This is a genomic window from Mycobacterium sp. DHQP2018-32-09, assembly GCF_058148405.1.
Genome location: NZ_JBYVYK010000038.1, coordinates 1 through 12,742 on the forward strand (window position 1 = coordinate 1; position 12,742 = coordinate 12,742).

At 71.3% G+C, this 12,742-nt stretch carries 15 protein-coding genes and 1 pseudogene; 11 read left to right on the forward strand and 5 right to left on the reverse strand.

Going from position 1 to position 12,742, the window contains the following annotated elements; translation table 11 throughout:
* From AC30CM_RS18335 to AC30CM_RS18345, 3 genes and pseudogenes are all read right to left on the reverse strand, one after another.
* Positions 1-387, reverse strand: a pseudogene (locus AC30CM_RS18335) (hypothetical protein); the annotation flags it as partial.
* Between the two features lie 176 nt (positions 388-563).
* The gene (rhtB, locus tag AC30CM_RS18340; protein WP_490118332.1) at positions 564-1,199 is read right to left on the reverse strand and encodes a homoserine/homoserine lactone efflux protein; all 636 of its coding nucleotides are present in this window, start codon (positions 1,197-1,199) and stop codon (positions 564-566) included.
* A 57-nt stretch (positions 1,200-1,256) separates the two neighbouring features.
* Positions 1,257-1,694: a nitroreductase family deazaflavin-dependent oxidoreductase gene (locus AC30CM_RS18345; protein WP_490118333.1), complete on the reverse strand. Its 438-nt coding sequence runs from the start codon at positions 1,692-1,694 to the stop codon at positions 1,257-1,259.
* A gap of 94 nt (positions 1,695-1,788) precedes the next feature.
* Here AC30CM_RS18345 and hisD point away from each other — a divergent pair, with 94 nt between their 5' ends.
* From hisD to hisI, 8 genes are read left to right on the forward strand one after another with little or no spacing between them, the layout of a single operon-like run.
* On the forward strand, positions 1,789-3,162 hold the full coding sequence (hisD, locus tag AC30CM_RS18350) for a histidinol dehydrogenase (RefSeq protein ID WP_490118382.1): 1,374 nt from the start codon (positions 1,789-1,791) through the stop codon (positions 3,160-3,162).
* Positions 3,159-4,304 (forward strand): histidinol-phosphate transaminase, encoded by a 1,146-nt coding sequence (locus AC30CM_RS18355; RefSeq protein ID WP_490118334.1) that lies wholly within the window; start codon positions 3,159-3,161, stop codon positions 4,302-4,304. Before hisD ends, AC30CM_RS18355 begins: the two co-directional genes overlap by 4 nt.
* A complete protein-coding gene (gene hisB / locus AC30CM_RS18360) occupies positions 4,301-4,921 on the forward strand; it encodes an imidazoleglycerol-phosphate dehydratase HisB (protein WP_490118335.1) in 621 nt (206 codons plus the stop codon). The genes AC30CM_RS18355 and hisB overlap by 4 nt, the downstream gene beginning before the upstream one ends.
* The gene (hisH, locus tag AC30CM_RS18365) at positions 4,918-5,541 is read left to right on the forward strand and encodes an imidazole glycerol phosphate synthase subunit HisH (RefSeq protein WP_490118336.1); all 624 of its coding nucleotides are present in this window, start codon (positions 4,918-4,920) and stop codon (positions 5,539-5,541) included. Before hisB ends, hisH begins: the two co-directional genes overlap by 4 nt.
* A gap of 6 nt (positions 5,542-5,547) precedes the next feature.
* Complete coding sequence (priA, locus tag AC30CM_RS18370; protein ID WP_490118337.1) at positions 5,548-6,294, forward strand: bifunctional 1-(5-phosphoribosyl)-5-((5-phosphoribosylamino)methylideneamino)imidazole-4-carboxamide isomerase/phosphoribosylanthranilate isomerase PriA; 747 nt, start codon at positions 5,548-5,550, stop codon at positions 6,292-6,294.
* A 3-nt stretch (positions 6,295-6,297) separates the two neighbouring features.
* A complete protein-coding gene (locus AC30CM_RS18375) occupies positions 6,298-7,116 on the forward strand; it encodes an inositol monophosphatase family protein (RefSeq protein ID WP_490118338.1) in 819 nt (272 codons plus the stop codon).
* On the forward strand, positions 7,113-7,904 hold the full coding sequence (gene hisF, locus AC30CM_RS18380; protein WP_490118339.1) for an imidazole glycerol phosphate synthase subunit HisF: 792 nt from the start codon (positions 7,113-7,115) through the stop codon (positions 7,902-7,904). The genes AC30CM_RS18375 and hisF overlap by 4 nt, the downstream gene beginning before the upstream one ends.
* Positions 7,901-8,248, forward strand: coding sequence for a phosphoribosyl-AMP cyclohydrolase (gene hisI, locus AC30CM_RS18385; protein ID WP_490118340.1), 348 nt, complete (start codon positions 7,901-7,903; stop codon positions 8,246-8,248). Before hisF ends, hisI begins: the two co-directional genes overlap by 4 nt.
* A 40-nt stretch (positions 8,249-8,288) precedes the next feature.
* Here the strand turns inward: hisI and AC30CM_RS18390 are convergent, their stop codons facing one another.
* Together AC30CM_RS18390 and AC30CM_RS18395 are read right to left on the reverse strand one after the other, a co-directional pair.
* Positions 8,289-9,083 carry an ABC transporter ATP-binding protein gene (locus AC30CM_RS18390; protein ID WP_490118341.1) on the reverse strand — a complete coding sequence of 265 codons (795 nt, stop codon included), beginning with the start codon at positions 9,081-9,083 and terminating at the stop codon, positions 8,289-8,291.
* A gap of 18 nt (positions 9,084-9,101) precedes the next feature.
* Entirely contained in the window at positions 9,102-9,566 is a 465-nt protein-coding gene (locus tag AC30CM_RS18395) for a peroxiredoxin (protein WP_490118342.1), read from the reverse strand.
* 127 nt (positions 9,567-9,693) lie between these two features.
* On the opposite strand from AC30CM_RS18395, the gene AC30CM_RS18400 reads away from it, so the two are divergent.
* From AC30CM_RS18400 to trpC, 3 genes are all read left to right on the forward strand, one after another.
* Positions 9,694-11,205 carry an anthranilate synthase component I gene (locus AC30CM_RS18400; protein ID WP_490118383.1) on the forward strand — a complete coding sequence of 504 codons (1,512 nt, stop codon included), beginning with the start codon at positions 9,694-9,696 and terminating at the stop codon, positions 11,203-11,205.
* Entirely contained in the window at positions 11,202-11,801 is a 600-nt protein-coding gene (locus AC30CM_RS18405; RefSeq protein ID WP_490118343.1) for a TIGR02234 family membrane protein, read from the forward strand. The genes AC30CM_RS18400 and AC30CM_RS18405 overlap by 4 nt, the downstream gene beginning before the upstream one ends.
* A gap of 82 nt (positions 11,802-11,883) precedes the next feature.
* On the forward strand, positions 11,884-12,702 hold the full coding sequence (gene trpC / locus AC30CM_RS18410; RefSeq protein ID WP_490118344.1) for an indole-3-glycerol phosphate synthase TrpC: 819 nt from the start codon (positions 11,884-11,886) through the stop codon (positions 12,700-12,702).
* Positions 12,703-12,742 lie beyond the last annotated feature (40 nt).

Here is a 12,742-nt window from a genome sequence, read left to right on the forward strand (position 1 = left end):
CGCCGCCGACGGCGCACCGCCGCCACCCGTCGCGGCGGCAGCCGGGCGCGAGACCGCCGCCGGGGTGGCGATCAGCGCCACCGCCTCGGTGGGTCGCGCGCTCGACGTTCCCGAAGAGCCGGACGTGCCCGGTTCGACAATGACCGCGCCGGACGGGAACACGACGGCGCGGGCGCCCGCCGCGGGCGCGCTCGCGGCGATGCTGGTCGGCACCACGATGGCGGTCAGGGCGGGGCTGTAGGCCAGGGGCCGGGGCGCTGCCAGCGCGGGCGGGACCGTGCCCGTCTGCGGCGTCTGCTCGGTGGCCGCGCTGGTGCCTGCGGCGGCTAGGACGCCGACGGTCAGTGCGGCGGTGAGCATCGTGGCGCGGTGGGTGGCCTGAGGCATGCGGTGAGTTCTCCCTGGTCGCGAGTTTCGGTCGGAGGCGGCCAGTGCCTCATACCCTTCACTTCGTAAAACGTAAACACTCGTTCACATGGATCGTCAAGGGTTGCCAAAATTCACGCATGTGTCAGTTGCCGCTCGTCCGCGGTGCGGGAGGCGTGCCGGTGAGTTGGCTGGCGTCAGGTGGTCGCGGTGCGCCGGACCAGCGACAACGCCAGTGCGGCAACGACGAACAAGCCCGAGAACGTCCGGTTCACCGCGGTCTGCTGCCGCGGCGTCCGCATCCACTGCAGCAGCCGTGCGGCCAGGCCGGTGTAGCCGGTCATGACGATGACGTCGACGACGATCATCGTGGCCCCGATCGCCAGATACTGCGGCAGCAGGGGAGCGGTGGGGACGACGAACTGCGGCAGCACCGCCAGGAAGAACACCAGCCCCTTGGGGTTGGTGGCATTGACCAGGAAGCCGCGGGTGACCAGTGTCCGCCTGCTGCCGCTACCCGCGGGACCGAGCTCCTCGCCCATGTCGTGGGCGGCCGTGCGCCACTGCCGCACGGCCAGGTACACCAGGTAGGCCACGCCGATCCACTTCACGACGTTGAACGCCACGATCGAGCTGGTGACGATGGCGCCCAATCCCAGGGCCACGAGCGCCAGCTGCAGCATCAGTCCGAGCTCCAGGCCGAGGATGCTCCAGTATCCGCGACGCACCCCGTGCACCAGGCCGGTCGCCATCGACTGCACGGCGCCCGCACCGGGCGACAGCGCGATCAGGAACGCCGCGCCGACGAACGCCAACCACATCTGCCATGCCACCCGTGCAGTGTTTCAGGGGGCGCCGCCGGCCTCAATCGAATTCCGGTGACCCCGCGGTCAGGCGATGTCGGCGACGAACGTGCCCTGGCGCTTGGCCAGCAGCCGCGGAATCAGCGGCAGGGCGGCGTCGCGCGTCCCGGCGGGCAGCACGCGCGGGTTGACCAGGTGCAGCTCGGCGCGGCCCACGCGGATGCCGGCCTCGCCTGCGGCCAGCACGTTCTTGACCCAGTTCGTCTTGCCGTGCATCAGGCCGATGGCCAGCAGGCGGTCCTTGCGGTACGCCGTGACGATCGTCTCGAATTCGGTGCCGGTGCGGCGGCCGCGATGGGTGATCACCGCGAACCCCGGCATGCGCTTGGCCAACGGTCGCAGCAGCGGGTTGACGTACTTGATCTGGAGGTTCTCCAACCGCACCGGCATGAGCATGGGCACGCCGGGCGCGTGGTTCGGGTGGTCCTTCCTGGACTGCGACTTTCCTGGCTGCGATGCGGACATGACGGCTCCAAGATTCGATTTGTACTGCTCTGGGACAATAGTCGGCGTGGACCTCGGAGTTGACGGTACGGAGCGCACGCAGCCGACGCATTCGCTGATGGCACGCATCGATCTGCGCGGGCGACACCTGTCGACGGCCGAGTTGCGTGCGGTGCTGCCGCGCGGCGGCGTCGACGTCGACTCCGTGGTGCCCACCGTGCGTCCCATCGTCGACGACGTCCGCGCCCGCGGTGCCGAGGCGGCGCTCGAGTACGGCCAGCGGTTCGACGGGCTGCGCCCCGCCGCGGTCCGCGTCCCGGCCGCGAAACTGGCCGCCGCGCTCGACGCGCTACCTGCGGACGTGCGGGCCGCGCTCGAGGTGGCCATCACCCGGGCCCGCGCCGTGCACGCCGATCAGCGCCGCACCGACACCACGACCACGCTGGCACCCGGCGCCACCGTCACCGAACGGTGGGTACCGGTGGAGCGGGTGGGCCTCTACGTTCCCGGCGGCAATGCCGTCTACCCGTCCAGCGTCGTGATGAACGTCGTGCCCGCGCAGACGGCGGGCGTCGAATCGCTGGTGATCCTCAGCCCGCCGCAAGCCGATCCCGACGGGCCGTTCCACGGTCTGCCGCACCCCACGATCCTCGCCGCGGCCGCGCTGCTCGGCGTCACCGAGGTGTGGGCGGTCGGGGGTGCGCAGGGCATCGCGCTGGCGGCCTACGGCGGCGTCGACGTCGACGGCGCCGAGCTGGCCCCGGTCGACATGATCACCGGGCCGGGCAACATCTACGTCACCGCGGCCAAGCGGATCTGCCGCTCGCAGGTCGGGATCGACTCGGAGGCCGGCCCCACCGAGATCGCGGTCCTGGCCGACCATTCGGCCGACCCCGTGCACGTCGCCGCGGATCTGATCAGCCAGGCCGAACACGACGAGATGGCGGCCTCGGTGCTCGTCACCACGAGCGCCGAGCTTGCCGACGCCACCGACGTCGAGCTGTCCGCGCAGGTCGCGACCACGACGCACCGCGACCGGGTGACCGTGGCGCTGTCGGGCAAGCAGTCGGCCATCGTGCTGGTCGACGATCTGGACGCCGGCGTGCGCGTCGTGAACGCCTATGCCGCCGAACATCTCGAGATCCAGACGGTCGCCGCCGCCGACGTGGCCGCCCGCATCCGTTCGGCCGGCGCCATCTTCGTCGGGCCGTGGGCGCCGGTGAGCCTGGGCGACTACTGCGCCGGGTCCAATCACGTGCTGCCCACGGCGGGCTGCGCACGGCACTCCAGCGGGTTGTCGGTGCAGACGTTCCTGCGCGGGATCCACGTCGTCGACTACACCGAGGCCGCGCTGAAGGACGTGTCCGAACACGTCGTGACGCTGGCCAACGCCGAGAACCTGCCTGCGCACGGCGACGCCGTCCGCAGGCGCTTCGGACAGCTGCGGCGTGACGCCCGCGAGGATTCGGGAAGGGGCCAGACCACGTGAGCCGCAGCGGAATCACGCTGTCCGACCTACCGCTGCGCGACGATCTCCGGGGCAAGTCGCCCTACGGTGCGCCGCAGCTGGACGTGCCCGTGCGGCTCAACACCAACGAGAACCCGCACCCGCCCACGCAGGCACTCGTCGACGACGTCGCCGCGTCGGTCCGCGATGCCGCGCATGAGTTGCACCGCTACCCCGACCGGGACGCGGTGGCGCTGCGCACCGACCTCGCCGCGTACCTGACCCGGCAGACCGGGGTGCCGTTGGGCGTCGAGAACCTCTGGGCGGCAAACGGATCCAACGAGATCCTGCAGCAGCTGCTGCAGGCCTTCGGGGGGCCTGGGCGCAGTGCCATCGGCTTCGTGCCGTCCTACTCGATGCACCCGATCATCTCCGACGGCACCCAGACCGCGTGGTTGCAGGTGAACCGTGCCGAGGACTTCGGTCTCGACGTCGACGCCGCGGTGGCGGCGATCGTCGAGCGCAGACCCGACGTGGTGTTCCTGGCCAGCCCGAACAACCCGTCGGGGCAAAGCATCCCGCTCGACGAGCTGCGCCGCGTGCTCGAGGCCGCACCCGCGGTCGTGATCGTCGACGAGGCGTACGGCGAGTTCTCGTCGCAACCCAGCGCGGTGCACCTGCTCGCCGACTTCCCCGCCCAGCTCGTCGTGACGCGCACCATGAGCAAGGCCTTCGCGTTCGCAGGCGGCCGGCTGGGTTACCTGGCGGCCGACCCGGCGGTGATCGACGCGCTGCTGCTGGTGCGGCTGCCGTATCACCTGTCGGTGCTCACCCAGGTCGCCGCCCGCGCCGCCCTGCGCCACGCCGACGACACCCTGGGCAGCGTCGCCACGCTCGCCGCCGAACGTGACCGGGTCTCGAAGGCGTTGACCGACATGGGTTTTCGCGTCATCCCCAGCGACGCCAACTTCGTGCTGTTCGGCGGCTTCGCCGATGCGGCCGCCGCCTGGCAGCGCTACCTGGAGGCGGGCGTGCTGATCCGTGACGTCGGCATCCCCGGCTTCCTGCGCGCCACCACCGGCCTGGCCGCCGAGAACGACGCGTTCCTGCAGGCCAGCGCCCGCCTCGCCGAGACCGAACTCACCGAACTCACCGAACCCGGCCGTCCCGTAGGAGCCTCATGACCGCCCCGGCCCACCGCCGCGCCCGCGTCGAACGCGCGACCAAGGAATCGCAGATCGTCGTCGAGATCGACCTCGACGGCACCGGCGTCGTCGACATCGACACCGGCGTCCCGTTCTTCGACCACATGCTGACCTCACTCGGTAGCCACGCCAGCTTCGACCTCACCGTGCACGCCAAGGGCGACGTCGAGATCGAGGGCCACCACACCGTCGAGGACACCGCGATCGTGCTGGGCCAGGCCCTGGGGCAGGCGCTCGGCGACAAGAAGGGCATCCGCCGGTTCGGCGACGCGTTCATCCCGATGGACGAGACGCTGGCCCACGCCGCCGTGGACGTCTCGGGCAGGCCCTACTTCGTGCACACCGGTGAGCCGGAGTTCATGGTGCACTTCACGATTGCCGGTTCGTCGACGCCGTACCACACCGTGATCAACCGGCACGTGTTCGAGTCGATCGCCTACAACGCCCGCATCGCGCTGCACGTCCGCACGCTGTACGGCCGCGATCCGCACCACATCACCGAGGCCGAGTTCAAGGCGGTCGCGCGGGCGCTGCGTCAGGCCGTCGAACCCGATCCGCGCGTCGTCGGGGTGCCGTCGACGAAGGGCACCCTGTGAGCAAGCCGTCCGTCGTGGTCCTCGACTACGGCTCGGGCAACCTGCGGTCGGCCCAGCGCGCACTTCAACGCGTCGGGGCCGACGTCGAGGTGACCGCGGACGCGTCGGTCGCGGCGGACGCCGACGGCCTGGTGGTGCCCGGCGTCGGCGCCTACGAGGCGTGCATGGTGGGCCTGCGCGGCGTCGGTGGCGACGCCATCGTGGCCGATCGGCTGGCCCGGGGCCGTCCGGTGCTGGGCATCTGCGTGGGCATGCAGATCCTGTTCGCGCGCGGCGTCGAGTTCGGCGTGGAGTCCACCGGGTGCGGGCAGTGGCCCGGCGCCGTCACGCGTCTCGACGCGCCCGTGATCCCGCACATGGGGTGGAACGTCGTGGCCGCCCCGGACTCCTCGCGGCTGTTCGCGGGCATCGATCCCGCGACGCGGTTCTACTTCGTGCACTCCTACGCGGCCCAGACCTGGGAGGGTGCCCCGGGGGCGACGCTGACGTGGGCCACCCACCACGTGCCGTTCCTGGCGGCGGTGGAGGACGGCGCGCTGTCGGCCACGCAGTTCCACCCGGAGAAGAGCGGTGACGCCGGTGCGGCCCTGCTGACCAACTGGCTCGAACAACTAGGGTGATGCGACGTGCCGACCAAGACCCCCTTGATTCTGTTGCCCGCCGTGGACGTCGTCGACGGCAAGGCCGTACGCCTGGTCCAGGGCGTCGCCGGTAGCGAGACCGACTACGGTTCCGCGCACGACGCGGCGCTGGGCTGGCAGAGCGACGGCGCCGAATGGATCCACCTGGTGGACCTGGACGCGGCGTTCGGCCGCGGCTCCAACCGCGAGCTGCTGGCCGACGTGATCGGTCGACTCGACGTCGCGGTGGAACTGTCCGGCGGCATCCGCGACGACGAGTCGCTGACCGCGGCGCTGGCCACCGGCTGCGCGCGGGTGAACCTCGGCACCGCCGCGCTGGAGAACCCGCAGTGGTGTGCCCGCGTGATCGCCGAGCACGGCGACAAGGTGGCCGTGGGGCTCGACGTGCTCATCGTCGACGGTCAGCACCGGCTGCGCGGGCGCGGGTGGGAGACCGATGGCGGCGACCTATGGGAGGTGCTGGACCGTCTGGACCGCGAGGGCTGTTCGCGCTACGTCGTCACCGACGTCAGCAAGGACGGCACGTTGAACGGCCCGAACCTGGACCTGCTCGGCGGCGTCGCCGAGCGCACCAGCGCCCCCGTGATCGCCTCGGGCGGCGTCTCGAGCATCGCGGACCTGGAGGCCATCGCCACGCTCACCGACCGCGGCGTCGAGGGGTCGATCGTCGGCAAGGCGCTCTATGCGGGTCGGTTCACGCTGCCCGAGGCGCTGGCCGCGGTGAGCCGGTAGGAGATGGCCGCCGACGACACCGATCTCGACGCGCTGGTGGCCACGGCGTCGGTGATCCTCGACGAGGCCGTCGAGCCGTTCATCGCGGGCCATCGCGCGGACTCCGCGGTCGCCAAGAAGGGCAACGACTTCGCCACCGAGGTGGACCTGGCCATCGAGCGCCAGGTGGTCGAGGCCCTGCAGACCACGACCGGCATCGGCGTGCACGGCGAGGAGTTCGGCGGCGCCGACCTGGACTCGCACTTGGTGTGGGTGCTCGATCCCATCGACGGCACCTTCAACTACGCGGCGGGGCTGCCGACGGCGGCGATCCTGTTGGGGCTGCTGCGCGACGGCGAACCGGTCGCGGGCTTGACCTGGGTGCCGTTCACCGACCAGCGGTACACCGCCGTCGTGGGACGGCCGCTGTACGTCAACGCCGCCGAGCAGCCGGCGCTCGGTACCGCGCAGCTCGCCGAGTCGGTGGTGGGTCTGGGCACGTTCAACGTGGATTCGCGCGGCGAGTTCCCGGGGCGCTACCGAATCGCGACCATGGAGCGGCTCAGCCGCCGATGCTCCCGGATGCGGATGCAGGGCGCCACCGGCATCGATCTGGCGTACGTGGCCGCGGGGGTGCTGGGCGGGGCCATCAGTTTCGGCCACCACGTGTGGGACCACGCGGCGGGGGTCGCTCTGGTGCGTGCGGCCGGTGGCGTGGTGACCGACCTCGCGGGCAATCCGTGGACGCCGACGTCGCGGTCGGCGCTGGCGGGCGCACCGGGCGTGCACGAAGAGATCCTGGACATCGTCGCGTCGGTGGGCGCACCGGAGGACTATCGATGAACCACCACGCAGGCGACGGGTTGGCCGTCCGCGTCATCCCCTGCTTGGACGTCGACGCCGGCCGCGTCGTCAAGGGCGTCAACTTCGAGAACCTGCGCGACGCGGGCGATCCCGTGGAACTGGCCGCGGTGTACGACGCCGAGGGCGCCGACGAGCTGACGTTCCTCGACGTCACCGCGTCGTCGTCGGGGCGGGCCACGATGCTCGACGTGGTGCGCCGCACCGCCGAGCAGGTGTTCATCCCGCTGACGGTCGGCGGTGGCGTGCGCTCGGTGGACGACGTCGACATCCTGCTGCGCGCCGGTGCGGACAAGGTGTCGGTGAACACCGCGGCCATCGCGCGTCCCGAGTTGCTCGCCGAGCTGTCGCGGCGCTTCGGGTCGCAGTGCATCGTGCTGTCGGTGGACGCCCGCACGGTGCCGGAGGGGGAGCCGCCGACGCCGTCGGGCTGGGAGGTGACCACGCACGGCGGCCGCCGGGGGACCGGCATCGACGCCGTCGAATGGGCCAGGCGCGGTGCCGAACTCGGGGTGGGTGAGATCCTGCTCAACTCGATGGACGCCGACGGCACGAAGGCCGGCTTCGACCTGGGCATGCTGCGGGCGGTGCGGGCGGCGGTGCACGTCCCGGTGATCGCCAGCGGCGGCGCCGGTGCCGCCGGCGACTTCGCGCCCGCGGTGGACGCCGGTGCCGATGCGGTGTTGGCCGCCAGCGTGTTCCACTTCAAGGAGCTGACGATCGGGCAGGTGAAGGCCGCGATGGCGGCCGAGGGGATCGTGGTCAGGTGAGTTCCCTGGACGCGGGCATCGCGGCCCGACTCAAGCGCAATGCCGAGGGTCTGTTCACGGCCGTGGTGCAGGAGTCCGGATCCGGCGACGTGCTGATGGTGGCGTGGATGGACGACGCCGCGCTGGCCCGCACCCTGGAAACCCGTGAGGCCACCTACTTCTCGCGGTCACGCGGCGAGCAGTGGGTCAAGGGCGCCACCTCCGGTCACACGCAGCACGTGCGTTCGGTGCGACTCGACTGCGACGGTGACGCCGTGCTGCTGGTGGTCGACCAGGTGGGCGGGGCGTGCCACACCGGGGACCACACGTGCTTCGACGCCGACCAGCTGCTGGCGCCCGAGTAGCTGCCCAGACCAGGCGAGTTCCCCAGACCAGGAGAACTCCCTAGACCAGGCGGGACGCCTTCGCCCGCGCGGACCATCGGCCCTCGTCGAACCCGACCACGACGGGATGCTCGAACGCCGTGCTGACGTGCTCGGTGGTGACGACGTCGCGCGCGGCTCCCATGGCCACGGTGCGACCGTGGGCGATCAGCAGGGCGTGCGTGGTGCTGGTCGGTAGTTCCTCGAGGTGGTGGGTGACCAGGATCGACGCCATCTCCGGATGCGAATCGTCGAGCGCGTCGAGCGTTTCCAGGAGCTGCTCGCGCGCGGCGACGTCCAGCCCGGTGGTCGGCTCGTCCAGCAGGAGCAGGTCGGGGTCGGAGATCAGCGCGCGGGCGATCAGGGTGCGTCCCCGTTCGCCCTGCGACAGCGTCGGCCACACCGAGTCGGCTCGCGCGGACAGTCCGACGGTCGCGATCAACTGCTCGGCCAGCGCCACCTCGGCGGCACTGGGCGTCCAGCGCGCGGCGAGGTCGATGGTCGCGGTGATGCCGGTGAGCACCACCTCGCGCACCGTCAGCGGATACTGCAGCCGGTGACGGGGGTTGACGTGGCCGATCGAGCGGCGCAGCGCCGCCAGGTCGGTGCGGCCCATCTGCCGCTCCAGCACGCGCACCGTTCCGGTGGTCGGAAACGTCTGTGCCGCACAGAAGCCCAGCAGCGTGCTCTTGCCTGCGCCGTTGGGGCCCAGCAGGGCCCAGTGTTCACCGCTGTGCACCGTCAGCGAGATGCCGTCGATGATCTGCTTGCCGTCACGCCGGAACGTGACGTCGTCGATCTCCAACACGGGGGTCACGGGAAGAACTCCTCGAGGTCAGCGCGTGCGGAGCACCTGCAGCGCGCGGTCGGCATGGGCGTCCATGTTGAACTCGCTGGTGTACACCTCGAGCACGGTGCGGTCGGTGTCGATGACGAACGTGGTGCGCTTGACGGGCATGAACCTGCCGAGCACGCCGCGCTTCACGCCGAAGCGGGCCGCGACGGTGCCGTCGACGTCGGACAGCAGCGGATAGTCGAAGCGCTCCTTGGCCGCGAACGTCGCCTGCTTGTCGACGGCATCGGCGCTGATGCCGACCGTGCGCGCCCCGAGGGCGGCGAATTCGCCTGCCAGATCTCGGAAGTGGCAGGCCTCCTTGGTGCATCCGGGGGTCATGGCGGCCGGGTAGAAGAACAGCACCACCGGGCCGTCGGCGAGCAACTCGCCGAGACGCCGCGGCGTACCGGTCTGGTCCGGGAGTTCGAAGTCGTCGACGCGGGAACCACGCGCAAGGATCGCCATGGCCGCCCAGGCTACGCCGCACGGGGGATCCCGGCGTGCGGTGGCGGCCGCGCACCGGGACGGCGGGGAGAATCCGGGACGACGACGATCTGGGACAATGACGTCCGTGACGATCGGCACCCACCACGTGAACGAAGCGACCACCTCGCGGGAGGACTTCGCGGCGCTGGCCGCCGAGCACCGCGTCGTGCCGGTCATCCGCAAGGTGCTGGCCGACGGCGAGACCCCGCTCTCGGCGTATCGCAAGCTGGCCGCCAACCGGCCCGGCACGTTCCTGCTCGAGTCCGCGGAGAACGGCCGGTCCTGGTCGCGGTACTCGTTCATCGGTGCGGGGGCGCCGTCGGCGCTGACCGTGCGCGACGGGGAGGCCGTGTGGCTCGGCGTGACGCCGCAGGGTGCGCCCAGCGGCGGCGATCCACTGGTGGCGGTGCGGCAGACGCTCGACCTGCTGGCCACCGCGCCGCTGCCGGGGCTGCCGCCGCTGTCGAGCGGTCTCGTCGGGTTCTTCGCCTATGACCTGGTGCGCAGGCTGGAGCGGCTGCCCGAACTCGCCGTCGACGACCTGGGTCTGCCGGACCTGCTGCTGTTGCTGGCCACCGACATCGCCGCCGTCGACCACCACGAGGGCACCATCACGCTGATCGCCAACGCGGTCAACTGGAATGGCACCGACGAGCACGTCGACCAGGCGTACGACGACGCCGTGGCCCGCCTCGAGGTGATGACCGCGGCGTTGGCCGAGCCGCTCGGGTCCACGGTCGCGACGTTCAGCAGGCCGGCGCCGACGCACCGCTCGCAGCGGACCGTCGAGGAGTACACCGCGATCGTCGAGAAACTCGTCGGCGACATCGAGGCCGGCGAGGCGTTCCAGGTGGTGCCGTCGCAGCGGTTCGAGATGGACACCACGGCCGACCCGATCGACGTCTACCGCATGCTGCGGGTGACCAACCCGAGTCCCTACATGTACCTGCTCAACGTTCCCGACGCCGACGGCCGGCTGGCGTTCTCGATCGTCGGCTCCAGTCCCGAGGCGCTCGTCACCGTCAAGGACGGCAAGGCGACCACCCACCCCATCGCGGGGACGCGGTGGCGCGGCGACACCGAGGAAGAGGACGTGCTGCTGGAGAAGGAACTCCTCAGCGACGAGAAGGAGCGCTCCGAGCACCTCATGCTGGTCGACCTGGGCCGCAACGACCTGGGCCGGGTGTGCGTGCCGGGGTCGGTGCGGGTCGAGGACTACAGCCACATCGAGCGCTACAGCCACGTGATGCACCTGGTGTCGACGGTCACCGGTCGCCTGGCAGACGGCAAGACGGCGCTGGACGCGGTCACCGCCTGCTTCCCGGCGGGCACCCTGTCGGGGGCCCCGAAGGTGCGCGCCATGCAACTCATCGAGGAGGTCGAGGCCACGCGCCGCGGCCTGTACGGCGGGGTCCTCGGCTACCTCGACTTCGCGGGCAACGCCGACTTCGCCATCGCGATCCGCACCGCGCTGATGCGCGACGGCACCGCCTACGTGCAGGCCGGCGGGGGAGTCGTCGCCGACTCCAACGGCCCCTACGAGTACAACGAGTCCGCCAACAAGGCGCGCGCCGTCCTCGGTGCCATCGCCGCGGCCGAGACCCTCACCGAACCGTGACCCGGATCGCGCAGGCACTGCTCCTGCTGGCCGGTCTCGCCCTGTGGGGGGCGTCGCGGCTGCCGTGGGTGGACGTGTCGTCGGCCGACGGGCTCGGCCGGCCCAAGACCACGACGCTCTCCGGTGCCCAGTGGTCCACGGCGCTGGTGCCGATGGCCCTGTTGGTCGCCGCCGCGGCCATCGCGGTGCTCGCGGTGCGGGGCTGGCCCCTGCGGCTGCTGTCGGTGCTGGTCGCGATCGCCAGCGGCGGCATGGCCTACCTGGGCATCGCGGCCTGGGTGACACCCGACGTCGCCGTGCGCGCCGCCGATCTGGCGCAGGTGCCCGTCGCGGCGCTCGTCGGCACGCAGCGGTACCACTGGGGTGCTGCGCTCACCCTGGTCGCGGCGGTGTGCACGCTGGCGGGTGCGGTACTGCTGATTCGCGCGGCGACCAGGGGCGGCGCGACGTCCACCAAGTACGCGGCGCCGGCCGCCCGCCGCGAGGAGGCGGCGCGCGCCGACGGCCACGCGGCGATGAGCGAACGGATGATCTGGGACGCCCTCGACGAGGGCCGTGACCCGACGGCGGAGACGAGGGGCGGTGAGACCCGATGACGGCGTGGCGGCTACCCTTCGTGGAGGAAGATTCCCGTGTAGATCGGGTGACCGGCATCTCCCGGAAGGACGACGACGGCTCATGAGTACGGGCACCGTTCTCGACTCCATCATCGAAGGAGTCCGCGCCGACGTCGCCGCCCGCGAGGCCGCGTTGAGCTTGGCCGAGGTGAAGGAAAGGGCGAAGAAGGCCGCACCGCCGCTCGATGCGCTGGCCGCGTTGAGCGCCGACGGCATTGGCGTCATCGCCGAGGTCAAGCGCGCCAGCCCGTCGAAGGGCGCCCTGGCGTCCATCGCCGATCCCGCCGAATTGGCCAGGGCCTACGAGTCCGGCGGGGCGCGGGTGATCAGCGTGCTCACCGAGGAGCGCCGCTTCCACGGTTCGCTCGCCGATCTGGACGCGGTGCGTGCCGCGGTGTCGATTCCGGTGCTGCGCAAGGACTTCATCGTCGGCCCCTATCAGATCCACGAGGCGCGGGCCCACGGTGCGGACATGCTGCTGCTCATCGTGGCGGCGCTGGAGCAGCAGGCACTCGAGTCGATGATCGACCGCACCGAGTCGCTGGGCATGACGGCGCTGGTCGAGGTACACACCGAGGAGGAAGCCGACCGCGCCCTACAAGCAGGCGCGCGGGTCATCGGCGTGAACGCCCGCAACCTGAAGACCCTGGAGGTCGATCGCGACTGCTTCGCGCGCATCGCCCCGGGACTGCCGTCCAAGGTCATCCGGGTCGCCGAGTCCGGCGTCCGCGGTACCGCCGACCTGTTGGCCTATGCCGGTGCCGGGGCCGACGCGGTCCTGGTCGGCGAAGGCCTGGTCACCAGTGGCGACCCCCGCACCGCCGTCGCCGATCTGGTGACGGCGGGTACGCATCCGTCGTGCCCGAAACCGTCGCGCTGACGTCCCGCATGGGACGCCCCGAGAGCGCAGCACACCGTCC

Excerpts from the sequence above, each read along its gene's own strand:
- hisB (WP_490118335.1), top strand. The coding sequence starts at position 4,301 with ATGACCGCCCCGGCCCACCGCCGCGCCCGCGTCGAACGCGCGACCAAG.
- hisF (WP_490118339.1), top strand. The coding sequence starts at position 7,113 with ATGAACCACCACGCAGGCGACGGGTTGGCCGTCCGCGTCATCCCCTGC.
- AC30CM_RS18345 (WP_490118333.1), bottom strand. The coding sequence starts at position 1,694 with ATGTCCGCATCGCAGCCAGGAAAGTCGCAGTCCAGGAAGGACCACCCG.
- AC30CM_RS18395 (WP_490118342.1), bottom strand. The coding sequence starts at position 9,566 with ATGGCGATCCTTGCGCGTGGTTCCCGCGTCGACGACTTCGAACTCCCG.
- AC30CM_RS18375 (WP_490118338.1), top strand. The coding sequence starts at position 6,298 with ATGGCCGCCGACGACACCGATCTCGACGCGCTGGTGGCCACGGCGTCG.
- trpC (WP_490118344.1), top strand. The coding sequence starts at position 11,884 with ATGAGTACGGGCACCGTTCTCGACTCCATCATCGAAGGAGTCCGCGCC.